Below are 22,092 nucleotides of genomic sequence, written 5' to 3'. Positions count from 1 at the left end.
GCGTCGAGCCAAAGGGAAGAAATGACTCTCGTAGCCGGAATCGACAGCTCCACCCAGTCCTGCAAGGTGGTCATCCGCGACGCGGAGACCGGCCGGTTGGTCCGGCAGGGCCGCGCCGCGCATCCGGACGGCACCGAGGTGCATCCGGACGCCTGGTGGGCCGCGCTGCAACAGGCGATCGACGAGGCCGGCGGCCTCGACGACGTGGCCGCCGCGTCGGTGGCGGGTCAGCAGCACGGCATGGTGGTGCTCGACGAGAACGGCGAAGTGGTCCGCCCGGCGCTGCTGTGGAACGACACCCGCAGCGCCGGCGCGGCCGCCGACCTCATCCAGGAGCTCGGCGGCGGCGACAAGTGGGCAGACGCGGTCGGCATCGTGCCGGTCGCCAGCTTCACCCTGACCAAGCTGCGCTGGCTGGCCCGCAACGAACCTTCGAACGCTGAAAAGACAGCGGCGGTCTGCCTGCCGCACGACTGGCTGACCTGGAAGCTCTCCGGGTCGACCGACATCGGCACGATCAAGACCGACCGCAGCGACGCCAGCGGCACGCTGTACTGGTCGGCCAAGACCAACGAGTACCGTCCCGACCTGCTCGAGCTCGGCTTCGGCCGGCTGATCAGGACGCCCGAGGTGCTCGGGCCCACCGGCATCGCGGGCCGGCTGCCCAACGGCGCCCCCCTCGGCCCCGGTGCGGGCGACAACGCGGCGGCCGCGTTCGGCACCGGCGCCGGCACGGGCGACGTGATCGTCTCGATCGGCACGTCGGGCACCGTCTTCGTCTCGTCCGACGTCTCGCCCAACGACCCGACCGGCACGGTCGCCGGGTTCGCCGACACCACCGGCCGGTTCCTGCCGATCGTGGTGACGCTGAACGCGGCCCGGGTGCTCGACGCGGCCGGCAAGCTGCTCGGCGTCGACCACGAGGAGCTGTCCCGGCTGGCCCTCAGCGCGCCGGCCGGCGCCGACGGGCTCGTCCTCATCCCGTACCTGGAAGGCGAGCGCACCCCGAACCGCCCGAACGCCACCGGCGCCATCCACGGCCTGACGCTCAAGACCTCCGACCCGGCCCACCTGGCCCGGGCCGCCGTCGAGGGCATGCTGTGCGCCCTCGCCGACGGGCTCGACGCGCTGGTCGCCAACGGCGCCACCGCCAACCGCATCGTGCTGGTCGGCGGCGGGGCCCGCAGCGAGGCCGTCCGCCGGATCGCGCCCGAGCTGTTCGGCCTGCCGGTGCTGGTGCCGCCGCCCGGCGAGTACGTCGCCGACGGCGCTGCCCGCCAGGCCGCCTGGGTCGCGCTGGGCAGCGACGAGCCGCCCGTGTGGTCGGCCGCGGCTCCCGAGACGTACGAGGCCACCAGTTTCCCCATCATTCGGGAGCAATACGCTGCGGCTCAGAGCGCCGTCCTCGATCGGTTTTAGTTTCTGTTTCCGCTGCGGGCAGGTTCAGCTCGGCCCCGCTAACCTTCACGGGTGACCAGGGGAGGCTCCGCCCACCGCGCTTACAGCGTCGTGGTGTTCGTGGTCCTCGCCTCGCTCGACAACGTCGCGATCGGCCTGGTGCCGCCGCTGTACGGCAGCATCGGCGCCGCGTTCGGGGTCGGCTCGGGCCACATCGCGCTCGCCACCACGATCATGTTCCTGATCAGCGCGGTGGCGGCGATCGGTTTCGCGTACGCCGGGGACCGCACCGACCGCAAGCCGGTGCTCATCCTGGGCACGCTGATCTGGATCGCCGGCACCGCCTGGTCCGGCTTCTCGGAGAGCTATCCCAGCTTCCTGACCAGCCAGATCGTCGCCGCGTTCGGCCTGGGCGCCGTCGCCTCGGTCAGCTTCGCCGTGGTCAGCGACCTCATCTCGCCCCGGCGCCGCGGCCTCGTGATGAGCTTCTGGGGGCTGTCCCAGGGCGTCGGCACGCTGGCCGGCACCCTGATCGGCGGCCTGCTCGGCCACGCCGACTGGCGCCGGCCGTTCCTGATCACCGCGGTCGTCGGCGTGGTGGCCACGGTGGCTTACCTGTTCACCTACAACGTTCCCCGCGGCGACAGCCAGCCCGAACTGGCCGGCGTCGAGTACGACGAGCGCATCCACCACGACCACCTGCCGCTGATCCTGCGCCGGCGCACCAACATCTGGCTGATCCTGCAGGGCAGCACCGCCCAGATCGCCCTGGGCTCGCTGGTCTGGCTGCCGGTGCTGTTCCAGGTCCGCGCGGAGGACCAGGGCTATTCGGCCGGCACCGCGATCGTGATCGGCAGCGTCTTCGCCACGCTGTTCCAGGCCGGCGGCGCCCTGTCCATCCTGGGCGGCCTGGTCGGCGACCGCCTGCAACGCCGCACCCCTCGCGGCCGGTCGCTGGTCGCGGCGGTGGGCGTTCTCGCCGCCGTGCCGTTCTACATGGTGCTGTTCTTCGTGCCGATGCGCATCGACGTGCCCGACGGCGCCGGCACGGGCGGAATCATCCAGGCCGTCCTGGCCGACGTCTTCACCGAGCCCACCGTCGGCCTGTGCCTGGCCGTCGCGGTGTTCGCGCTCATGCTGACGTCGGCCAACTCGCCCAACTGGTTCGCCCTGATCGCCGACGTCAACCCGCCCGAGCACCGCGGCACCGTCTACAGCCTGGGCAACCTGGTCAACGGGTTCGGCCGGGCCGGCGGCAACATCATGGTCGCGGCGGCCTTCCGCGGGCTGGCCGGCGCCTTCCCCCCGCCGCTCAACTACGCGGTCGGCCTGGCCGCGTTCCAGCTCTTCTGGGTGCCCACCGGGGTCATGTTCTGGCTGGCCAGCAGGACGGTCGCGCGCGACATGGCCGACACGCACGCCGCCCTGCTGGCCCGGGCGGCTCAGCTCGAGGGGGCTCAGCTAGAGGGTGGCCCAGACGGTGACGTCGGTGGGGACCCGCCCGTCGCCGTCGAGGGGCTCGCTGCTCACCAGAAGCCGGGCGCCGGGCGGTAGCTTCACCGCCTCGGAGCCGAAGTTCGTCAGCACGAGCACGTCGCCGTTGCGGAAGGCGAACGCGTCCTCCTGCCACACCACCGAACCGTGCCCCAGGCCGTGCTCGCGCCGCAGGCTCAGCGCGGTCCGATAGAGCTCCCAGGTCGAGCCGGGCACGCCCTGCTGGCGGTCGAGAGCGTACTCGGCCCAGGTGGCCGGCTGCGGCAGCCAGGAGGCGTCGGTGGGACCGAAGCCGTACGAGGGCGCGTCCGCCTCCCACGGCAGGGGCACCCGGCAGCCGTCCCGCCCGCGTTCCGCGTGTCCCGAGCGCTCCCATGCCGGGTCCTCGCGGAACTCGTCGGGCATCGTGGTGTGCTCGGGCAGCCCCAGTTCCTCACCCTGGTAGAGGTAGGCCGAGCCGGGCAGCCCGAGCATCAGCAGCGTGGCGGCCCGGGCCCGGCGCAGGCCGAGCGCGGCGTCGGGCTGCGGGTCCTCGGCCCCGATGCCGGGCATGCGAGGCGTGCCGACCGGGAACCCCAGCCGCGAGGCGTGCCGCACCACGTCATGGTTCGACAGCACCCAGGTGGTGGTCGCGCCCACCGCGTCGTTGGCCTCGAGCGTCTCGTCGATCACGGCTCGCAGCTCCGCCGGCCGCCACGGCGCGTCCAGGTAGGGGAAGTTGAACGCCTGGTGCATCTCGTCGGGGCGCACGTAGCGGGCCAGCCGGCTGGCCGGGGCCACCCAGGCCTCGGCGACCAGGATCCGCCCGCCCGGATACTCGTCGAGCACCCGGCGCCACGACCGGTAGATCTCGTGGACGCCTTCCTGGTCCCACATGGGCGGCGGCGGGCCGGCCGGGTCGAGGCCGCCCAGGATCGTGCTGGTGGTCGTCCAGTCGGTCAGGTTCGCCTCCTTGACCAGGCCGTGCGCGACGTCGACGCGGAAGCCGTCGACACCGCGGTCGAGCCAGAAGCGCAGGACGTCGAGGAACTCGGCCCGCACCTCCGGGTTGTCCCAGTTGAGGTCGGGCTGGCTCACGTCGAACAGGTGCAGGTACCAGTCACCGTCCGGCAGCCGCTCCCAGGCGCTGCCTCCGAAGACGCTCTTCCACGAGTTCGGCGGCTCCTCCCCCGAAGAGCGGAAGATGTAGCGCTCCCGCTCGGGGCTGCCCGGCCCGGCGGCCAGCGCGGCCTGGAACCACGCGTGCTCGCTCGAGGTGTGGTTGGGCACCAGGTCGACGATGACCTTGATGCCCCGGCCGTGCGCCTCGGCGATCAGCTTGTCGGCGTCGCCCAGCTCGCCGAAGCGCGGGTCGACACCGCGGTAGTCGGCCACGTCGTAGCCGGCGTCGTGCTGCGGTGAGGGATAGAAAGGGGAGAGCCACACGGCGTCGATGCCGAGCTCCTGAAGGTGCTGCAGGCGCCCGGTGATGCCGGGCAGGTCGCCCATCCCGTCGCCGTCGCTGTCGGCGAACGAGCGGGGATAGACCTGGTAGATGACGGCGTCGCGCCACCAAGCGTCGGTGTCGAGCATGGCCTCCAGGCTATCCGTCGAGGATGCAGGCGAAACGTTCCTCGGCGAGGTCGAGCTGGTCGAGGATGTGGTCCTTGGCGGCGATCGACAACGGCGTGTCCGGCCGCCCGACCAGCTCGCGCAGTTTGGGCACGAGCGGGCGGTATTTGCGGGCGGCCGAGACCGCCTTCTCCGGGGTGGTGTGGACCACGCCCACGCCGTTGTCGGTGAAGTCGGAGACCTTGATCACCCGGGCCCACGGGTCGCGGTCGAGGCTGGCCGCCACGTGCGCCCGGTACTGCTCGTGGCGGTCGCGCTCGGGGTCGTACTCGGGGTTGGTGACCGACCGGACCAGCTCGGCCACCCGCGGGCCGAACCGGGACGCCAGTTCGGCGATCGCCAGCTCGGTCAGCTCGGTGTACGAGCCCTCGGCGGTGCCGGCGAGCTCGTCCGGATGGTCCTCCACCGCGTCGTGCAGCAGCGCCGCGGTGAGCACGTCCACATCGCGTACGCCGTAGTACTTGATGATCCGGATGGCCACCCGCAGCAGGTGGTTGAGGTAGGGCTCGCGCACTCGGCGGTCATTCGCGTGCAGCCGCGCGGCCAGGTCGAGCGCCACGATCAACTGCTTGCGCTCGGTCTCGGGGAAGGTCTCGAGCTCGAGCAGGAGCCGCTCACGCAGACCCGCCTCGCCGTACACCTCGGTGATCGCGTGCAACGGCATCGACAGCAGCATCCGGGGCGCCATGCCGAGAACGTACCGGAGCGTCAGCCGTTGGTGGTCGAACGGATCGGAACCGGGCGGGGCGAGGGCCGGCGGACGGCCGTCGCGATCGTCGCCTGCTTGAGCGACCACGGGTTGCCGGCCTCGGCGTGCACGCCCCGCCGCGGGGTGCCGGCGCCGTCCGTGAACTCCTCTTCGGTCATCGCCTGGAGCGCGCTCAGCGCCACTCCGATGATGGTGGCCGCGGTGATCAGCGTGATGGGCAGGATCAGGGTCAGCGGCCGGAAGCCGACGACCCGATCGAGCGCTCCCGCATCGAGTTGCACCGACAGGGCGGCCATCCCGGTGTAGTGCATGCCGCACACCGCGATCGCCATGATGGCCGCGGCGCCACCGATCGGCGCCCAGCCGCGCACCGAGACGGTGAACCAGAGGGCGATCGTCGACGCCACCACCGCGATGATCACCGAGGCCGCCACCAGCGCCACGTCGTACCGGATCTCGCCCGCCACGTGCATGCCGAGCATCCCGGTGTAGTGCATGGCGAGCACCCCGCCGCCGGTGAGCCCGCCGGCCACCAGCGTCCGGGGCAGGCTGCGCCGGCCGTGACCGACCATCAGCAGCCCGGCGCCGACCGCGACGACCGCGAACACCAGGCTGGCCAGCGTCATCGGGACGTCGAAGCGGACGGGGCTGGCCGGCACCTCGAAGCCGAGCATGGCGGCGAAGTGCATGAGCCAGATCGCACCGCCGCCGATCGCGAAGGCGGCGATCAGCAGCCAGCGGTTGCGCCGCCCCCGGGTGCGGGCGCCGCGGGCCCGGGCCGTGCTGAGCAGGCCGAAGAAGGACCCCAGGAAGGCGAGCAGGAAGGCGGCGATCGGATTGAACGCGCCGTACGTGAAGTGATGGACTTCGGCCACCGGCACACCTCGCGGAGATAAAGATCGAAGACTTTCCGCGAGTGATTCAGTCATTCCTGTTCAACGGTTCATCGCACGGCGAGTGCGGCAAGGCTGACAAACGGAACCGGGCCACCCGTTGGGGTGGCCCGGTTCTCGGTCGTGGGGAATGTCGTGGGGGATGGAGTCGTGGAGAGCCTCGTTACCGATCAGGTGAAGATGCTGACGCCGCCGGGGCCGACCAGCAGGCCGACGATGATCAGCACGATGCCCCAGAGCAGCTGCCGCCGGAAGAGCGCGAGAATACCGGCGACCACCAGGATGACTGCGATGATCCAAAGAATTAGGTCCATGAACATCGGATACCCGGACGCCGAAAAACCAAAACCTGCCTATCGAGCGCCGATCAATGTGGTATCGACCTCGTCGGACAGCAGCTGGTAGACGTTGTACGCCTGCTTGATCACGGGGTGGGCGACGTTGCGTACGGGCACACCGCCCGGGGTGCGTCCGCGCTCCGACCCGTGGTGCGCGTGCCCGTGCAGGGCCAGCGCCGCGTGTGCCGCGTCGATCGAGCGTCCGAGCTGGTAACAGCCGAGGAAGGCATAGATCTCGAGCGGCTCGCCGACCAGCGTCTCGGGCACGGGGGAGTAGTGCGTGAGCGCGACCAGGGCGTCGCACTCCACCGACTTCAGCGCGCGTTCCAGGTCGTCGGCGTAGCGCTCGGCGGTGCCGACGAAGTCCTTCATCTCGCGTTCGCCGAAGTTGCTGGCGCAGGCCCCGGCGAACCCGCCGCCGAAGCCCTTGGTGCCGGCGATCCCGAGCCGGTGCCCGCGGATCTCGAGCACGGTCGCCGAGCCCTCGAGCACGGTGATCCCGGCGTCCTCGATGGCCCGGGTGAGCTCGTCCTGCTGGTCGCTCTGGTGGTCGTGGTTGCCGAGCACCACCACGACCGGCACGTCCAGCCCGCCGAACTCCTCGGCGAAGCACTTCGCCTCGTCGACGGTGCCGTGCCGGGTCAGGTCACCGGCGATCAGCAGGGCGTCGGCCCGGTCGGGCAGCTCTTCCAGGGCGGGCCGGTAGCGGCCCACCACGTCCTTGTCCACGTGGACGTCGCCCACAGCGGCGATCCGGATCATGAAATCTCCTCCACCTCGCTGGGCGCCTGCGCCCGGGTGATCCCGATGTCACACGTGATCTCGAGCTCCGGGAAGCGCGTGGTGATCTGCTTGCAGATTTCGTCGCGGCGCTGGCTGCTCTCGACCTCGCCGCCCAGCACGATCAGGTGATCCCGGCGCTGCACGGTGATGCCCTGCTCGGCTATCCGGTCGTGCTCGGTGAGCAGGCGCTGGATCTCGGCCTCGAGATCGGTGTCGTTCGTCATCTGATCCCCCTACTTGGTGGCCAGCGCTTCCTCGTCGTCCGCGAGCGGGACGACGTCGAGCCGGTCCAGCAGAATGAGAAAGGCTTCGGCGTACGGTGACTTGCTGGTCTCGCGCCGCACCCGGGCCCAGTCGATCTGTTCGCGGAGCGAGCGGGCCACCGGCAGACCGGTCGCGAAATCGCAGTAGTGCTGGCTGTAGCTGAGCAGCTTGTGCACCATCAGCTGGGTTGCCGAGAGCACCGGCATGAAGATCGCCTCGACCGAGATCTGCTCGGTGTCGGCCAGCGTCTCCATCGTCACCGGCGTCTCCACCGGCCGATAGATGAGATCGACCATCCGGTCCTCGTCGTAGACCTTGACGAGCCAGTCCTCGGGCGGCTGCTCGGTGCGGAAGCCGACCGCGGCCAGCTCGGCCAGCGCCTGGTCGCGGTCCTCCTCCCGCAGCAGGAAGTCCACGTCGTGGTCGCTGGAGTGCCCGCCGTGCGCGTAAACCGCGAAGCTTCCACCGAGTGCGAACGGTATGCCGGCCGACTTCAGCGTCGAGGCGACCTTCTTGAGCGTGGTGGCCAGGCCCTCGTCCACGCGGTGCGGCATGACGTCCCCCTGTTCGACGGGTGCGGTTCGGTGTGTCGGATACGACTACCCGGCCCGCTTGACGTTGAACCGCCGCCGGGGCGAGCCCACTGCAAACAACGGGTATGTGGCTGATGCAAACCCCATTTTGGTACGCGGCGAGCGTCGCCGCCGGAAAATGCCGGGCGGGCCGATCGACCCCGCGGCCCGCCCCTCAAGAAACCCGAGGACCACCCGGAAACGCAGCCCCCGCTCCTTCCCCGCCCCCCGCTCCGCCGTGGAGAAACCCGCGCCCGTGCTCCGCGGTTGAGAACCGCGCCGTGCTACGCGGTTGAGAACCGCGCCGTGCTACGCGGTTGAGAACCCGTGCCGTGTTCCGCGCTGAGAACCGCGACGTTCGGCCGAGTCCTTCGGTGCGCCAGGCGGTTAACGTTGGTCGGTATGACCCTTCGCACCGTCGCCCTCGTGGGTATGGACGGCTCCGGCAAGACGACGCAGGCCCACCGCCTGGCCGACGAGCTGGAGGCTGCGGGTCTGCGCGTCGCCTACCGCCGTAACGCCGGCGGCCGCCACTGGTTCGGCAAACTGGCCGTCCGGCTCGGCAAGCGCGACGCCGAGGATCTGCTGGGCCGCCGCGGCACGCTGTTGGTCGAGTCCGTGCTGCGCTGGCTGGCGATCTTGCGCACTCTGGTGCGCCGCCGCTTCACCGGCGGCACCGTGGTGATGGACCGCTACGCCGTCTGTCAGTACGCGAGCCTGCGGGCCCGGCACGCCGCTCCGGCCGCCGAGCGGCGCGCCCGCTGGGCCTACCACTTCTTCCCGAAGCCCGACCTCACGTTCCTGCTCGACGTCGACCCCAAGGTGGCCCACGAGCGGATCGAGGCCCGCGGCTACGACAGCGAAACGATGGACTACCTGGAATCGGCGCGGGCCGCCTACCTCTCCCTGCCCGAGTTGGCCGACTTCGTGGTCATCGACGCCAACGGCACGCCCGACGAGGTCTCGGCCGCCCTGCACGCCGAGCTCCGCCGCCGCGCCGACCTGCCCGAGCCGGTTCGCAGCCGGCTGGGCCGCAGTATGCTGCTGGCCGGCGGCCCTTTCGTGGCCGCGCTGGCCGCGGCCGGCTACCAGCTCGCAGAAACGCTTTGAGACAGGCGCTGCCGCCGCGCCGGCTCGCGGTTGATCGACTTCCGTCTGCGGGCGGGCCTCAGGCCTGCCCGTAGACCGGGATCTGCGCTCCGCTGGTGGGTGCGGACGCGTCGGAAGCGAGGAACAGGATCGCCGGGGCGATCTGCTCGGGCCGCACCCAGCGGTTGAAGTCGGCGTCGGGCATGGCCGCACGGTTGGTGGCGGTGTCGATCACGCTCGGCACGACGGTGTTGCAGCGCACGTTCCGCTTGCGGTAATCCACCGCCACCGAGTTGGCGAAGGCGATCACGGCCGCCTTGGCGGTGGAGTAGCCGACGGACCCGGGGAAGGGCGACAACGCGGTGCGGGACGAGACGCAGACGACGCTGCCGCCGCCCGCCTCGACCAGGTGTGGCAGGGCCGCGGCGGTGACCAGGTAGGTGGGCCGCAGATTGGTCAGCAGCTGCGCCTCGAAGTCGCTCCACGGCGTCTCGCCCACCAGGGGCCCGCTCGCGAAGCCGCCGATCAGGTTGACCACCGCGCGCAACGGCGCCGCCGGATCGCCCGCCGCGACCGCCACCGCCGCCGTGACATCGGTCTCACGCGACATGTCCCCGTCGACCGGCGCCGCGCCCTTGGGCAGCCGATCGGCTCCTCCCGGCCGCACCGGCGCGACCACGCGCCACCCGTCGGCGACGAAAGCAGCCACCGTGGCGGCGCCGAGGCCGCCCGTTCCACCCGTGATCAGAGCCGTGCGCCCAGCAGACATGGTGTTCATGGTGCCTCGCGTCACCCGCCGGTCACTGTGGTATTCGTCACCTCACCAACCGGATGGCCAGCCGGCTCCGAACCGTTGTGGAAGGGGACGTCATCCGCAGGGATGTCACCCGGACGGGCTAGTGAACTGCACGGCCGCGTGCCGCATTGTGGCAGGTGGTCCCGTTCGGTGAAGTGCGGGATCTTTTTGGTGGTGGTTTGTTTCAGCCCTGTCCCGCAGCTGCCGATCCAGCACGGTGAACCTGGCGCGCCCCGGGAACGTACTGGGTGGTGACGGACGTCCCAAGGTCTTTGGTGATGGGCGTCGCTGTGAGGGACGAGGGGCCGATGGTGTCATGAAGCGAGCGACGGGTATGAGTCTGTCTGCGCGACGCACCTGTCGCGGGGCCGAATGCCGTAACGCAGGAGCCCTGTTCAGCAACTACGCACTCGGCTCTCAGCTGTCACCCAGGCATTCGTGACACTTTCGACCCACCAGCCGGAATCAGTGCAGCCAACCATTTGTTGTGTAGATGCCAAGCAACCGCAATGTGCAAACTGCGGACGTTACGGGGAGGAACCGATGAACACAGGTGTCACCCGTAACGGGGTAAGTAGTGATGGCAATGAGGGGACCGTGGGCAACGTGGAGAAGAACACCGTGATGCGGACCGACCAGGTCGCCGAGGAGCGTGACCTTGTCGGCGTCTACCTGCACGAGATCTCCCGGACTCCGCTGCTGGACGCCGCCCGGGAGGTTGAGCTCTCCAAGTCGATCGAGGCCGGCCTCTACGCCGAGCACCTGCTCGAGTCGGGCGAGGTCCGGCGCGGTGTGAGCCGGGAGGAACTGGAGCGCCTCGTCACCGAGGGGCGCAAGGCGAAGGATCTGTTCATCCGGGCCAACCTGCGACTGGTCGTGTCGATCGCCCGGCGCTACGTGCGCTCCGGCATGCCGATGCTCGACCTGATCCAGGAGGGCAACACCGGCCTGGTCCGCGCGGTCGAGAAGTTCGACTACGAGCGCGGCTACAAGTTCTCGACCTACGCCACGTGGTGGGTGCGCCAGGCGATCAGCCGGGCCATCGCCCAGCAGGAGCGCACCGTGCGCCTCCCGGTCCACCTGGTCGAAGACGTCAACCGCATGCGCAACGTCACCCGCCAGCTCGTCCGCGAGCTCGGCAGTGACCCCGAGCCCGAGCAGATCGCGACCGCTCTCGGCGTGACCGTCGAGCGCGTCAACGAGCTCACCCGCTGGGCCCAGGACACGGTTTCCCTCGACACCCCGGTCGGCGACGACGGCGACACCAACCTCGGCGACCTGGTCGCCGACAGCGACGCCCCCTCGCCGGAAGAGATCGTGCTGACCGCCCTGGAGCGCCAGCGCATCGAGGGTCTGCTCAACCACCTCGACGACCGGTCGGCCGGCATCATGCGGGCCCGCTACGGCCTCGAGGACGGCCGCGAGCACTCGCTCACCGAGGTGGCTTCCCGCTTCTCGCTGAGCCGTGAGCGCATCCGTCAGCTCGAGATCCAGGCGCTCGGCCGGCTGCGCGAGCTGGCCCGGGCCGAGGGCCTGCAGGCCGCCTGACGTTCCGCCTTCCTTCCCCCCGTTACTCACAAGACGCGAAAGGCCGGTACCCCGAGGGGTACCGGCCTTCTCCGGTTCTCGAGCCGGTCTAGTTGACCCGGCCGTAGCCGTACGGCGTCATGATGTTCATGCCGCGCTTCTTCACCACCGTGCCCGAGTGCGGCGCGTCGATGATCTGACCACCGCCCACATAGAGGGCGACATGGCCGAGACTCCGGTAGAACACGAGGTCACCCGGTTGCAGGTCGCCCTTGCTGATATGGGTGACTTCGTTCCACTGGGCCTTGGTCTGGTGCGACAAGGACTTGCCGGCCGCCCGCCACGCCGCCGAGGTCAGCCCCGAGCAGTCGTAGCTGCCCGGACCGTCCGCGCCGAACAGGTACGGCTTACCGAGCTGGTTGTACGCGAACGTGACAGCGGCACCAGCCTTGCCGGAGATCTGCGGGATCGGGCCGGTGTACTTGCTGCCCTTCTCCTGCCCCTGGCCGAAGGCCGCCTCGCGCATCGCGAACAGCTTCTTGAGGTCTTTCTGGATCGACCCCTTCTGCGCGTTCAGCGCGTTCACCTGGGCCGTCTGCTTGACCTGGGTCGCCTTGAGGGCGGCCTGCTTCTCGGCGAAGCCCTGGGTGGCCGCGGTGAAGGTGTCGATGTCGCGCTGGTTGGACTTCGTGATCAAGTCCAGGTACGCCATGCGGTCCATCATGCTGTCCTGGCCGCCGCCGGTGAGCAGCGCGCTCATCGGCCCGACGCGACCCTGCTTGTAGGACGTGGTGGCCAGATTGCCCACCTGGGCGCTGGCGGCCTTCAGCTTCGCCTGAGCGGGCTTGAGGGACGCCTGGAGCTTGACCTGATCAGCCTGGGTCTTCTTCAGGTTGATCCGCATCTGGTTGTACTTCTCGGTGATGTCCTCGAGCTTGTTGGACGCCGTCTCGATCTGCTTCTTCAGCTCGCTGGCGGACGGGGCCGCGTGTGCGGCTGTCCCCAGCGAGCCGGTGATCGCGACAGCGAGCGCCGCGACGACGAGGACCCGAAGCCTCGTGCGGGGGTGGGGCACCGGTCAGTGGCCTTTCTTCCGCTCGGCCGCCTACCGGGTCAGCTGACGGGCTCGGGTGGGAAGAACACCCTTCCGCTCGCGCGGATTCGCCCCGATGACACGGTTCCCCGGTTCTGTCGGACGCGCATGGCGCCACGAAGATTCGGCGGCGTTGGCCGGCGCCACGGGAGGGGGAGTGGCTGCGGACCGAACCAACCGCATTAACTTATCGGCGGGATCATCAAAAGCAAGGGCCCACAGAGTGATTTAAGACAATGGCCCGATACGCGTTAATGATCCCGATAACAGCAAGTGATTCGACGACCGCAATGCGTGCGGCCGGACTGTCAAACGGGACTTTTCGTCAACTCGGCGGCGGGCACCCATTCCCGGGTCACCTTACGCTCGGCCCAGAAAGACAGGAACGGGATCGTGCCGCTCAACATCACCAGGATCATGCGGCCGAACGGCCAGTGGGCCCGGCGCGACAGATCGAACGTGGCGACCAGATAGACCATGAACAGGAAACCGTGCGCGGGCCCGACGGCCGCGACCACGACCGGGTTGTCCGCGAGATATTTCAACGGCATGCCGACCACGACGAGCGCGAGCAGGCAGACGCCGACGATCCACGCGATGATCCGGTAGCGGGTCAGGGCACCCTGCACTTTGCTTCTGTCCTATCCGGGATAGTCGCCCGGGCGGGCGCCGGGGTGGGCGTTGAGCCAGGCGAGATAGTCGTTGTAGGCGACCAGTTCGGGGTCGTCGGCATCCGGGGTGGAGCGGACGGCCACGCGTACCGGCCGGCCGACCGTAACAGCCTTGCCTGGGAGCTGTTCCTGGGCCTTTTCCGGCGGAGCGGGCTCTGCCGGGTGGCCGCCTTTCCGACGGGCGAGTTGAACCTCGCGGAACCAGAGGAACACGACGAAGGCCGCGAAGACCGGCCACTCGAACATGTAGCCCCAGCTGATCGCGTTGCCCTCCTGGGCGCGGCTGAACTGCCACCAGCCCAGGATCAGGCAGCCCGCGGTCAGCACCACCGCCAGGACATGCCGGACGATCCACGCCGGCGTCCACAGGCCCTTCATGCCCAGAAGCGTACCGGCGCGTGTTTGGCCGCGGCCCGCACGGGCAACCGTCCTGGCGTTCGCCACACCCCTCGGTGGCTGTCCTGGCCCGAAACGACCGGAGGTGCACGATGACAGAAGCTCACGGTGACTCACCGTTGATGGAAACCGGGATCGACCCCGCCTCACTGAGCGAGGACGACCTGTTCCGCGAACTCAGCAGCCTCTACCGGGCCCGTCTCGCGACGCTCCGCCACGGCCCCGACGCCGCCCTGTCGAACCACTTCAAGCGGACGGCCGACCTGGAGACGGAGTACATCACCCGCTATCCCAGCCGCGAGGTCGACACCGACCGGCTCACCCAGGCGTTCTAGGGAGAATCTTGACCGAGTCGCTGGGCGCGCGGCTGACGCGCGTCGGACAGTCGTATGCCCCCCACGAGCATCGCCCGCTGGTCGGCTACGTGACGGCGATGGGCGGTTTCACCGCTCTGGCCGCCGCTCTGGCCGCCGCGGCCAAGGTGACCGGAAAGCCGGCCCCCGCCCGCCCGGCCACCGCCGATGTGGTGCTGGTGTCACTGGCGACCCACAAGCTGAGCCGCCTGATCGCCAAGGACTCGGTGACCAGCCCGCTGCGGGCCCCGTTCATGCGTTACGCCGAGCCGGCCGGCGCGGCCGAGCTCAACGAAGAGGTGCGCGACCACGACAATGCGCTGAAGCATGGGATCGGCGAGCTGATCAGCTGCCCGTTCTGCCTGGCCGTCTGGGTCTCGACGGCCCTGACCGGCGGCCTGGTGCTGGCCCCCCGCCTGACCCGCCTGGTCGCGGTCGCTCTGACGGCCACCGCCGTCTCCGACTTCCTCCAGCTGGGCTACGACGCCGCCAAGAAGGCCGCCGAGGGCGACTGAGGTAGGTGTCGAGGCCGCCTTGCTTGCTGCGGAGCGGGTCTGAGGTACGTGTCGAGGCCCGCCCCGCTTGCTGCGGAGCGGGCCTGTCGCTGTTGTCAGGGCGGGCCGTCGCGGTCGAGTCCGGACCAGCCCTCGGGCGTCTCGGGCTCGGCGTCGTCGTCGCGGTCGGCCGTCACGTCGTCGTCGACGGCGGTGGCGTCGTGCTCGCCGGCGAAGTTCTCCTGCTCGTCCGGGTCACCGATCGGTTCCATGAGCCAGATCCTTTCCGTCAGACTTCGAGCGCCCGCACTGCCTCGGCCGCTTCGTCCTGGGCGTACTCGCCTTCCGGCAGCGCGTCGATCCGGGTGAGCGTCGTGGCGCTCAGCTCGGACGCGATGGCCCGCCGCTGCAGGTCGGCACTGCTGAGCCGCTCCTGCCCGTCGAACGCGTCGTCGAGAAAGGCATCCAGCTCACGCATCTCATCGGTCACGGATCTCGGGCTACCCGGCCCGATCCGCCCCAAACTATGTGGCACCCGTCACATGTCCTGCCGGAATCGTGGCCGCCACCCGACCGTTGAGAACAGATGTCAGCGTGCCCAGTGTCCCCGGGCCTCACCCTTTGCCTTCACGGAATACCGTTCGGCTGGAGCCGTGTTGTGCCACTCGCCGCGAGGCGACCTGCACGTTGACATCCGCGCCGCCCCCGGCTCTGCCGAGGGCGGCGCTCTTTTCTCCCCAGTGCTTTTCTCCCTGGGCCCGGCCTCCCGGCGCTTCCCCGAGGCACGGCCTCCCGGCGCCTTCTACGGGCTCAGCCTCCTGGCGCTTTCCCCCGGCGCTTTCCGCCGGGCCAGGCCTCCGTCCGCTCTTCTCCGGGCCCGGCATCCGACGCTTTCGCCGGTTCGGTCACCCGGCGCGGCCACGGGGTTTCCTGGGCCAGGGGGTGGGTAGTCGATCTCTCATGAGTGATGACCGGATCGGGCATCGGGCGGCGGACCTGCTCCCCGAGGAGCGGGTGGCCGGCAGCGAGGATCCGCGGGGCCAGGCCGAGGCGATTCTCGCGGATTCGGACGAACGTGAGGCCGGCCCCGAGGCCGCACCGGACTCGTTCGTGGAGCGGCGGCGTTCCGACCAGACGGTCGATCCCGACGAAACCACTCGGTAGAGGCACAAGACTTACGTGATCGTCGATGGTCGTGACAGGATGCGCGGCGTGCCTGTCCCATATCGTCGGGTTTCCTCCCCGGACCGCGGCCCTGCCCGAGTGGTGACCCGCCCCCGGCGCACCCGCTCCTCGGCCCGGACGGCGGAACCTCTCAGCCCGCACCCCGTCGAACTGGCCGGTCTGCTGCACGAACTCACGGCCCGCCTGCTTTCGGCCGACTCGTTCACCCAGGCTCTGGAACGCCTGGCGGTCTTCGCCGCGGGCGGTGTCCCCGGCGTCGTACGCTGCTCGATCGTCCTGATCGGCGAGGGCGGCCCGCTGACCCACACCGGCTACGGTCTGCCCGGCGCCGCGGTCGATGAGATCCAGTACGCCGCGGGCACCACCGGCCCCGGCCTGGAATCCGCCCGCACCCGATCCATGGTCACCGCGCCCGACCTGGCCACCGACGCCCGCTGGCCCGATCTGGCCGAGGCCGCCGCCACCGAGGGCATCCACGCGGTGGTCGCGATCCCGCTTGACCTGCCGCGAGCCGAGGTGGGCGCCCTGACCCTGTATTTTGACGCCCCGAACGCCCCCGGCGCCGACCACCTGCTGACCGCGATGGCCCTCGCCAACCAGTCCGAGCTCCTGCTGGACGAGCTTCGCCGCCGAGATGCCCGGAGCGCCGGCGCCGCAGTGGACCGTGCCGTCGGCGTGATCATCGCCCAGCGCGGCTGCGGCGTGCAGGAGGCCTACGACGTCCTCCGCGACACCGCCCAGCGCCTGGGCCTCGACCGCCACGCCGTGGCCGACCGCCTGATCGCGGTGGCCGCCCGCAACGCCTGACCAGCGAGCGCTGTGTGCAGCAGCCGGCGTGGTACCCAGTCCGGCGGCCGAGCCTGCTCGACTCGCCGGTCTCGGCCAGCAGCCGGCGAGTGCCGCGTGCCAGCGAGCGGTGTGTGCAGCAGCCGGCGTGGCACCCAATCCGGCGGCCGAACCGGTCCGACTCGCCGGTCTCGGCCAGCAGCCAGCCAGCGCCACGTACCAGCGGGTGCTGCGTGCCAGCGAGTGCCGTGCGCGGCCGCGTGGGGCTCCCGGCCGGGTGGCTTCATGCACAGGGTTATCCACAGGCCCGGGAGGTGCCTTGGGCGGGCAGTAGCGTTGGTGCATGGCTGTTGTGAAGATCAACGCGATTGACGTTCCCGAGGGCGCCGGCCCCGAGCTTGAGGCCCGCTTCGCTGCGCGTAAGGGCGCGGTCGAGAACTCGCCCGGCTTCCTGGCGTTCGAGCTGCTGCGCCCCGTCGCCGGCGAGACGCGCTACTTCGTCTACACGCGCTGGGAATCGGAAGAGGCGTTCCAGGCCTGGTCCAGCGGCAGCGGCCGGGCCGCCCACGCAGGCGAACGCGCCCGCCCCGCGGCCACGGGCGCCAGCCTGCTCGAGTTCGAGGTGGTCCAGCACGTCGAGAAGGCCGCCGACGCCTGAGTGCGTTCGGAGGGGGCGGCCCGCGTGAGTGCGTTCGGACGGGACGGCCCGCGTGAGTGCGCCCGGACGGGTACGGCCCGCCTGAGTGCGCCCGGACGGGTACGGCCCGCCTGACGTTGATCAGGCGGGCCGTCGGGCAGGGCGGGACGTCAGCGGGATTTTGTGGAGTCCGGGCTGTGGATCTCGTCGTCGGTGAGGGGGCCCGCGCCGACCTCGCCGGGGACGCCCATGCTGTTCTCGGCGGCCAGGATGTCGTCGGCCCGCTGCTGCTGGGCCGAACGCATGCTGAGCGGGATCTCGGGGAGGAAGAAGACCACGATCAGGCCGATCACCATGACGGCCAGGGCCAGCAGGAACACCACCTGGATGCCGTCGGAGAAGCCGACCTTGAAGGGGTGGGCGACCACGTCCGACAGGCGGTTCAGGAACGATGTGTCGCTCAGGGCGTCGCCGCCGGTGGCCTGCTGAAGCGTCTGGGCCTGGGCCGGGTTGGCCGCCAGTGCCTGCTGGAACTCGGGGGTGCCCTGAGCCTGCTGGAACGCGCCGCTGATCTTGCCGGGCAGCACGTTGAAGAGGACCGAGAGGAAGACGGCGGTGCCGAGCGTGCCGCCCATCGAGCGGAAGAACGTCACCGAGCTGGTCGCCACGCCGATCTCGCGCGGGGAGACCGCGTTCTGCACGGCGGTGATCATCGGCTGCATGTTGCCGCCCAGGCCGAGGCCCATCAGCACCATGATCAGCATGACCCGCCAGAGCGGGGTGTCGGCGCCGATCGTGGCGAACAGGGCCAGCGAGGCGACCATGAGCGTGCTGCCGATGATCGGGAAGATGCGGTAGCGGCCGGTGCGGGCGATCAGCTGGCCCGAGATGATCGAGCCGGACATGATGCCGAAGACGAACGGGATCATCTGGAGGCCGGCTGCCGTGGCCGACGAGCCCTTCACGATCTGCAGGTACAGCGGGACGGTCATCAGGCCGCCGAACATCGCCATGCCGAGGATCGTGCTGGAGGTGGCGCCGACGGCGATGGTGCGGTTGCGGAACAGCCGGATCGGGAGAAGGGCCTCGTCCCCGTACGCCCGTTCGGCGAGCACGAAGGCGACCAGGCCGATCGCGCCGATGATGTAGCAGAGGAACGCGCGGCCGGAGTCCCAGCCCCAGGTGCGGCCCTGCTCGGCGATGGTCAGCAGCGGCACCAGGCCGACGATGAGGGCGACCGCGCCGGGCCAGTCGATGCGGTGGTCGACCCGCTGGTGCGGCAGGTGCAGCACCCGGGCCACGACAACCATGGCCGCGATGCCGATCGGGACGTTCAGGTAGAACACCCAGCGCCAGCCGTCGACCCACAGGATGCTGTCGGCGCCGGCGAAGAAGCCGCCCAGGATCGGGCCGAGCACGCTCGCGGTGCCGAAGACGGCCAGGAAGTAGCCCTGGTACTTGGCGCGCTCGCGGGGCGGGACGATGTCGCCGATGATGGCGAGGGCCAGCGACATCAGGCCGCCGGCGCCGATGCCCTGGATGGCCCGGAACGCGGCCAGCTCGTACATGTTCTGCGAGAGGCCGCACAGGAACGAGCCGACGATGAAGATGCCGATCGCGAACAGGAAGAACGGACGCCGGCCGTAGAGGTCGGAGAGCTTGCCGTAGAGCGGCGTCGAGATCGTCGACGTGATCAGGAAGGCCGTGGTGGCCCAGGCCTGGATGTCGAAGCCGTGCAGGTCGTCGGCGATCGTGCGGGTGGCCGTGGCCATGATCGTCTGGTCGAGCGCGGCCAGGAACATGCCCATCATGAGGCCGCCCAGAATCGTCAGGATCTGACGATGGGTGAATTCCGTGGACGCCCGCGCGGGCGCGGCGGCGGTGGAGTCGGAGTTGCTCACGGGTTCTCCCGAGGTGTGGCGAGGCGAGCCTCGACCGAGCTGTTGAATTCTGCGAAGAGGCCGGCGAACGTGGCGGCCTGATCCGGGGACCAGTCACCCAGCACGTCGCGCAGCCAGGCCTGACGGGCCTCCTCGAGCTGCCCGACGGCGGTCAGGCCCGCGTCGGTGATGGCGAGCCGGGAGGCGCGGCCGTCACCGGGGTCGGCCTCACGGCGGGCGAGACCGGCCTTGACCAGCTGGGCGACCTGCCGGCTGACGGTGGACGGGTCGGCCTGCTTGATCTCGGCGAGATCGGTGGCCCGCATCGGGCCCCGGTAGCGCAGCGGGAACAGAAGCATCAGCGCCGAGTACTCCGCACCGAAATCCCCGACGTTGAGCATGCTCCGGGCCCGGGCCATCAGCCGGTGGAACCGCACAAGTTCGTCGGCGATCCGTGGGATGGCGTCACCGGTGTCTGATTCGCGCACGTGTCTGCCCCGGAGAGGTGGGAGGAGGTTGCGTGTAGCGTACAACTGATTGGTCGATGAAACTAACTCATCGCATCCGCCAGACGGCTGTGATGAGCGTCTCGGACTCTTCCAGGGCCGGCGGAACCGGCACGGAGTATTCGGCCATCCGCTCGAAGAGCCGCTCGGGGAAATACCCCCGGCCCGGGTCGCCCACCAGCACCTCGATCGATTGCCGCCGGGCCGCGCGCAGGCGTTGCGTCATGTCGGCCGCGACGGTGGGGCTGTAGAAGACGTCGCCGGCCAGAAGCACGTCCAGCTTTCCTGGCGGTTCTTCACGGAGGGTGACGTTGTTGGCGGCGGCGTTGCGCTGGGCGGCGGCCACGGACGCCGGGTCGAGGTCGGTCGCGGACACGTCGGCGGCGCCGGCCCTCGCGGCGGCGACAGCAGCGACCCCGCTGCCGGTAGCCAGGTCGTGGACGCGCCGACCGGCGACCGCTTCCGGATGGTCGAGCAGGTAGCGGGCCAGCGCCTGGCCACCCGCCCAGGCGAAGGCCCAGAACGGCGGCGGCTCGTCGCTGTGGAACTCGCCACCCGCGGCGTCGAACAGACCCGCCGACGAGTCGGCCAGAAACAGCAAGATCTCCGGTACGAAGGGCAGGGGGCGCAGGACGGTCAGCGGTGCGGGCACGCGGCGATTCTGCGTCGTCGCGCGGGCCACCGCTCGCAATATGGAGCGTGTCGCATGTCAGCCTTTGTCGCGCGTCGCCCTGGTCGCGCGTCTGTCTTTCTCGCGCGTCGGCCTTGTTGCGCGTCCGGCCCTTCTCGCGTGTCGGCCTGTGTCGCGCCTCGGCCTGTGCCGCTTTTTAGCCGACCCGCGTCTTGTCGTCGAGGCGGGCCGTGGCCAGCTTGGCGCGGTATTCGGCGCGGGCCTCGGCCGCCCAGGGCTCGTGCTCGTCCTCGAGCAGGGGGCGGGTGGCCAGGAAGGCGGCCGCGGTCAGCGGCTTGACGGCGCGTTCGGCGGGGCGGCCCTGGGCCGCGGCGACCAGCTCGTCGAAGCGGGCGACGTCGACCCGGACGCGTTCGGGGTTGAGCGACCAGCGGTCGGCTTCCCGGCGGACGACGGAGTCGCGCGGCGTCGCCTCGGGCTCGAGCCGGCGGCGCAGGACCGACATGTCGCTTTCGACGTTGTTCTTCTTTTCTCCCAGCAGCCCGGCCAGCTCCGAGGTGGACATTTCGCCACGCAGAGCGAGAAGAGCCAGGAGGTGCCGGGGGTGGTCGCCGCCGAAGTCGGTTCCGGCCAGGACGACGCCCCTGGTCCGGACCTCGACGCGACCGAAAAGCTGGATGTCGAACATGTTTCGGAACTCTGCTGGTGAGGGAGTCTCAGCAGCAAGCCCCAATGCGGGGGGTGGCCTCACCCGAAAGACTGGTTATCGCGTCCGCTCGGACTCAACCGGCCGTCGGGTGTACCGGCGGGGCCGAGCCGGGGCGGTGCACCCCCAGCCTGTTGGTACGGCAAAGATAAAGGCTGATACTCCTTAGAATTCCACGGTCGGGTTCGGTGAAAGGTGGCGCATGAGTAACGGCGATGCGATCAGCGTGCTCGTCGTCGACGGCCACCAGACGTTTGCCGAGCTGCTCGGACACGCTCTGGCCGGCCAGCCCGACCTCGAGTACGTGGGCCATGCGCTCACCGGCGCCGAGGCCCTGCGGCTCGCCGCCGAGTTGCGTCCCGACGTCATTCTGCTCGACCCGGATTTGTCCGATGCGGACGGAATTGCCATCGCGGAACTGCTCCGCGTGCGTCAGCCGGACACGCGTGTGGTGATCCTCACTGCCAGCGATGAATCGGCGCTCGTCGGCCGGGCCACCGCGGCCGGTGCGGCCGGCTTCCTGTCCAAGAGCGGTGCGCTCGGCGACGTGCTGAATGCGCTGCGTACGGCCCATGGTGGCGGCATGACCGTGTCGACCGACATCCTCGCCCGGCTGCTGCGCAGCACCAGCCCGGTGGTCGGTCCGCGCGGCGGCGGCCTCACCGCGCGTGAGGACGAGGTGCTTCAACTGATGGCGGCCGGCCTCGACGCCCGCGCCATCGCCCGGCGTCTCGGCATCAGCCTGCACACGTGCCGCGGGTACGTGAAGGCTGTGCTGGCCAAACTGGGCGCGCACAGCCAGCTCGAGGCGGTGGCGATCGCCACCCGGCGTGGCCTGGTGCGACCCGGTCGACAGTAACTGTAAGTAGTTCTGCTCAGTACTCATCCGGGAAGACGTGAGATCCGTACCTGTTTGCGGGCACGGCGCGAGTCAGAGCGCCGACAGGGGAAGGGCTTCGCGTGGACCGAACAGCAGCTGACCGAGCAGCGGCTGGTGGGACACCGTCCGATGTGGCGGTGGCCGAGCCGTCGGCACCGGGATCGCCTAGCGGCGGTTCCCGCGACACCGTGTACCGGCGGCCTCCCGCTCGCCCGGCAACCGACCCGCCGATGTGGTTCGGCGACGCCGGAGCGACCGCGACGGGTGAGACCGCGACCAGCACCACGACCACCGGCGAGACCCCGGCGGTGAAGGCCCCCGACTACGGGCCGGCCACACCGGGCGGGACGAGCCGCATCTCCTTCGGCGTCACGTCGGGGCCGATCTCTCCCGTACGTCA

Annotated in this window: 27 protein-coding genes and 1 riboswitch; of the genes, 10 read left to right on the top strand and 17 right to left on the bottom strand. The window is 70.1% G+C overall.

The annotated features are described in order from the left end of the window. Positions 1 to 21 precede the first annotated feature (21 nt). Together xylB and LXN57_RS24120 are read left to right on the top strand one after the other, a co-directional pair. Positions 22 to 1,419 (top strand): xylulokinase, encoded by a 1,398-nt coding sequence (xylB, locus tag LXN57_RS24125; protein WP_251800451.1) that lies wholly within the window; start codon positions 22 to 24, stop codon positions 1,417 to 1,419. A 51-nt stretch (positions 1,420 to 1,470) separates the two neighbouring features. Beyond that, positions 1,471 to 2,952 carry an MFS transporter gene (locus LXN57_RS24120; protein WP_251800450.1) on the top strand — a complete coding sequence of 494 codons (1,482 nt, stop codon included), beginning with the start codon at positions 1,471 to 1,473 and terminating at the stop codon, positions 2,950 to 2,952. On the opposite strand, the gene LXN57_RS24115 is transcribed toward LXN57_RS24120, so the two are convergent. The 7 genes from LXN57_RS24115 to LXN57_RS24085 form a co-directional block, all read right to left on the bottom strand. Continuing rightward, positions 2,860 to 4,464 (bottom strand): glycoside hydrolase family 13 protein, encoded by a 1,605-nt coding sequence (locus tag LXN57_RS24115; RefSeq protein ID WP_251800449.1) that lies wholly within the window; start codon positions 4,462 to 4,464, stop codon positions 2,860 to 2,862. The genes LXN57_RS24120 and LXN57_RS24115 overlap by 93 nt on opposite strands. 10 nt (positions 4,465 to 4,474) lie before the next feature. After that, on the bottom strand, positions 4,475 to 5,191 hold the full coding sequence (locus LXN57_RS24110; protein WP_251800448.1) for an HD domain-containing protein: 717 nt from the start codon (positions 5,189 to 5,191) through the stop codon (positions 4,475 to 4,477). A 20-nt stretch (positions 5,192 to 5,211) separates the two neighbouring features. Next, on the bottom strand, positions 5,212 to 6,087 hold the full coding sequence (locus tag LXN57_RS24105) for an MHYT domain-containing protein (RefSeq protein ID WP_251800447.1): 876 nt from the start codon (positions 6,085 to 6,087) through the stop codon (positions 5,212 to 5,214). A 188-nt stretch (positions 6,088 to 6,275) separates the two neighbouring features. Next, on the bottom strand, positions 6,276 to 6,419 hold the full coding sequence (locus LXN57_RS24100) for a GPGG-motif small membrane protein (RefSeq protein WP_251800446.1): 144 nt from the start codon (positions 6,417 to 6,419) through the stop codon (positions 6,276 to 6,278). A gap of 39 nt (positions 6,420 to 6,458) precedes the next feature. Next, on the bottom strand, positions 6,459 to 7,205 hold the full coding sequence (locus LXN57_RS24095; RefSeq protein ID WP_251800445.1) for a metallophosphoesterase family protein: 747 nt from the start codon (positions 7,203 to 7,205) through the stop codon (positions 6,459 to 6,461). Beyond that, complete coding sequence (locus LXN57_RS24090) at positions 7,202 to 7,450, bottom strand: hypothetical protein (protein ID WP_251800444.1); 249 nt, start codon at positions 7,448 to 7,450, stop codon at positions 7,202 to 7,204. Before LXN57_RS24090 ends, LXN57_RS24095 begins: the two co-directional genes overlap by 4 nt. 9 nt (positions 7,451 to 7,459) lie before the next feature. Continuing rightward, positions 7,460 to 8,044, bottom strand: a complete 585-nt coding sequence (locus tag LXN57_RS24085) for a nucleotidyltransferase (RefSeq protein WP_251800443.1) — start codon at positions 8,042 to 8,044, stop codon at positions 7,460 to 7,462. A 420-nt stretch (positions 8,045 to 8,464) separates the two neighbouring features. On the opposite strand from LXN57_RS24085, the gene LXN57_RS24080 reads away from it, so the two are divergent. Then, the gene (locus LXN57_RS24080) at positions 8,465 to 9,172 is read left to right on the top strand and encodes a dTMP kinase (RefSeq protein ID WP_251800442.1); all 708 of its coding nucleotides are present in this window, start codon (positions 8,465 to 8,467) and stop codon (positions 9,170 to 9,172) included. 58 nt (positions 9,173 to 9,230) lie between these two features. Here LXN57_RS24080 and LXN57_RS24075 read toward each other — a convergent pair whose 3' ends face one another. Continuing rightward, positions 9,231 to 9,920 (bottom strand): SDR family NAD(P)-dependent oxidoreductase, encoded by a 690-nt coding sequence (locus tag LXN57_RS24075; RefSeq protein ID WP_251800441.1) that lies wholly within the window; start codon positions 9,918 to 9,920, stop codon positions 9,231 to 9,233. 570 nt (positions 9,921 to 10,490) lie between these two features. On the opposite strand from LXN57_RS24075, the gene LXN57_RS24070 reads away from it, so the two are divergent. Continuing rightward, a complete protein-coding gene (locus tag LXN57_RS24070; protein ID WP_251800440.1) occupies positions 10,491 to 11,495 on the top strand; it encodes a sigma-70 family RNA polymerase sigma factor in 1,005 nt (334 codons plus the stop codon). 88 nt (positions 11,496 to 11,583) lie between these two features. Here the strand turns inward: LXN57_RS24070 and LXN57_RS24065 are convergent, their stop codons facing one another. The 3 genes from LXN57_RS24065 to LXN57_RS24055 all read right to left on the bottom strand — a co-directional run bounded on the left by LXN57_RS24065 (position 11,584) and on the right by LXN57_RS24055 (position 13,616). Further along, positions 11,584 to 12,549 carry a C40 family peptidase gene (locus LXN57_RS24065; RefSeq protein WP_251800439.1) on the bottom strand — a complete coding sequence of 322 codons (966 nt, stop codon included), beginning with the start codon at positions 12,547 to 12,549 and terminating at the stop codon, positions 11,584 to 11,586. A gap of 12 nt (positions 12,550 to 12,561) precedes the next feature. Next, positions 12,562 to 12,707: riboswitch (cyclic di-AMP (ydaO/yuaA leader) on the bottom strand. A gap of 168 nt (positions 12,708 to 12,875) precedes the next feature. Next, on the bottom strand, positions 12,876 to 13,196 hold the full coding sequence (locus tag LXN57_RS24060) for a DUF3817 domain-containing protein (RefSeq protein ID WP_221381187.1): 321 nt from the start codon (positions 13,194 to 13,196) through the stop codon (positions 12,876 to 12,878). Positions 13,197 to 13,208: 12 nt separating this feature from the next. Beyond that, the gene (locus LXN57_RS24055; protein ID WP_251800438.1) at positions 13,209 to 13,616 is read right to left on the bottom strand and encodes a hypothetical protein; all 408 of its coding nucleotides are present in this window, start codon (positions 13,614 to 13,616) and stop codon (positions 13,209 to 13,211) included. A gap of 140 nt (positions 13,617 to 13,756) precedes the next feature. On the opposite strand from LXN57_RS24055, the gene LXN57_RS24050 reads away from it, so the two are divergent. Both LXN57_RS24050 and LXN57_RS24045 read left to right on the top strand, forming a co-directional pair. Further along, the gene (locus LXN57_RS24050) at positions 13,757 to 13,969 is read left to right on the top strand and encodes a DUF6158 family protein (protein ID WP_438872905.1); all 213 of its coding nucleotides are present in this window, start codon (positions 13,757 to 13,759) and stop codon (positions 13,967 to 13,969) included. Positions 13,970 to 13,974: 5 nt separating this feature from the next. Next, the gene (locus LXN57_RS24045) at positions 13,975 to 14,502 is read left to right on the top strand and encodes a DUF1360 domain-containing protein (RefSeq protein ID WP_438872909.1); all 528 of its coding nucleotides are present in this window, start codon (positions 13,975 to 13,977) and stop codon (positions 14,500 to 14,502) included. Positions 14,503 to 14,597: 95 nt separating this feature from the next. Here LXN57_RS24045 and LXN57_RS24040 read toward each other — a convergent pair whose 3' ends face one another. Both LXN57_RS24040 and LXN57_RS24035 read right to left on the bottom strand, forming a co-directional pair. Next, positions 14,598 to 14,753: a hypothetical protein gene (locus LXN57_RS24040; RefSeq protein ID WP_251800436.1), complete on the bottom strand. Its 156-nt coding sequence runs from the start codon at positions 14,751 to 14,753 to the stop codon at positions 14,598 to 14,600. A gap of 17 nt (positions 14,754 to 14,770) precedes the next feature. Beyond that, positions 14,771 to 14,971 (bottom strand): hypothetical protein, encoded by a 201-nt coding sequence (locus LXN57_RS24035; RefSeq protein WP_438870941.1) that lies wholly within the window; start codon positions 14,969 to 14,971, stop codon positions 14,771 to 14,773. Between the two features lie 470 nt (positions 14,972 to 15,441). On the opposite strand from LXN57_RS24035, the gene LXN57_RS24030 reads away from it, so the two are divergent. From LXN57_RS24030 to LXN57_RS24020, 3 genes are all read left to right on the top strand, one after another. Continuing rightward, positions 15,442 to 15,645: a hypothetical protein gene (locus LXN57_RS24030; RefSeq protein ID WP_251800435.1), complete on the top strand. Its 204-nt coding sequence runs from the start codon at positions 15,442 to 15,444 to the stop codon at positions 15,643 to 15,645. A gap of 99 nt (positions 15,646 to 15,744) precedes the next feature. After that, positions 15,745 to 16,473: a GAF and ANTAR domain-containing protein gene (locus tag LXN57_RS24025; protein WP_251800434.1), complete on the top strand. Its 729-nt coding sequence runs from the start codon at positions 15,745 to 15,747 to the stop codon at positions 16,471 to 16,473. A gap of 322 nt (positions 16,474 to 16,795) precedes the next feature. Continuing rightward, positions 16,796 to 17,110: an antibiotic biosynthesis monooxygenase family protein gene (locus LXN57_RS24020; protein WP_251800433.1), complete on the top strand. Its 315-nt coding sequence runs from the start codon at positions 16,796 to 16,798 to the stop codon at positions 17,108 to 17,110. A 149-nt stretch (positions 17,111 to 17,259) separates the two neighbouring features. Here the strand turns inward: LXN57_RS24020 and LXN57_RS24015 are convergent, their stop codons facing one another. The 4 genes from LXN57_RS24015 to LXN57_RS24000 form a co-directional block, all read right to left on the bottom strand. Beyond that, positions 17,260 to 18,990, bottom strand: a complete 1,731-nt coding sequence (locus tag LXN57_RS24015) for an MDR family MFS transporter (protein ID WP_251800432.1) — start codon at positions 18,988 to 18,990, stop codon at positions 17,260 to 17,262. Then, positions 18,987 to 19,457 (bottom strand): MarR family winged helix-turn-helix transcriptional regulator, encoded by a 471-nt coding sequence (locus LXN57_RS24010; protein WP_251800431.1) that lies wholly within the window; start codon positions 19,455 to 19,457, stop codon positions 18,987 to 18,989. Before LXN57_RS24010 ends, LXN57_RS24015 begins: the two co-directional genes overlap by 4 nt. 67 nt (positions 19,458 to 19,524) lie before the next feature. After that, positions 19,525 to 20,127, bottom strand: a complete 603-nt coding sequence (locus LXN57_RS24005) for a class I SAM-dependent methyltransferase (RefSeq protein WP_251800430.1) — start codon at positions 20,125 to 20,127, stop codon at positions 19,525 to 19,527. 175 nt (positions 20,128 to 20,302) lie between these two features. Next, positions 20,303 to 20,794, bottom strand: a complete 492-nt coding sequence (locus LXN57_RS24000; RefSeq protein ID WP_251800429.1) for an AfsR/SARP family transcriptional regulator — start codon at positions 20,792 to 20,794, stop codon at positions 20,303 to 20,305. Positions 20,795 to 21,014: 220 nt separating this feature from the next. Here LXN57_RS24000 and LXN57_RS23995 point away from each other — a divergent pair, with 220 nt between their 5' ends. Further along, positions 21,015 to 21,671 (top strand): response regulator, encoded by a 657-nt coding sequence (locus tag LXN57_RS23995; RefSeq protein WP_251800428.1) that lies wholly within the window; start codon positions 21,015 to 21,017, stop codon positions 21,669 to 21,671. Positions 21,672 to 22,092 lie beyond the last annotated feature (421 nt).

This window comes from Paractinoplanes hotanensis (assembly GCF_023717965.1).
In the GTDB taxonomy this organism is placed as follows: domain Bacteria; phylum Actinomycetota; class Actinomycetes; order Mycobacteriales; family Micromonosporaceae; genus Actinoplanes; species Actinoplanes polyasparticus.
Note: the sequence above shows the minus strand (reverse complement) of the source record. Positions and strands in the feature narration are given on the sequence as shown.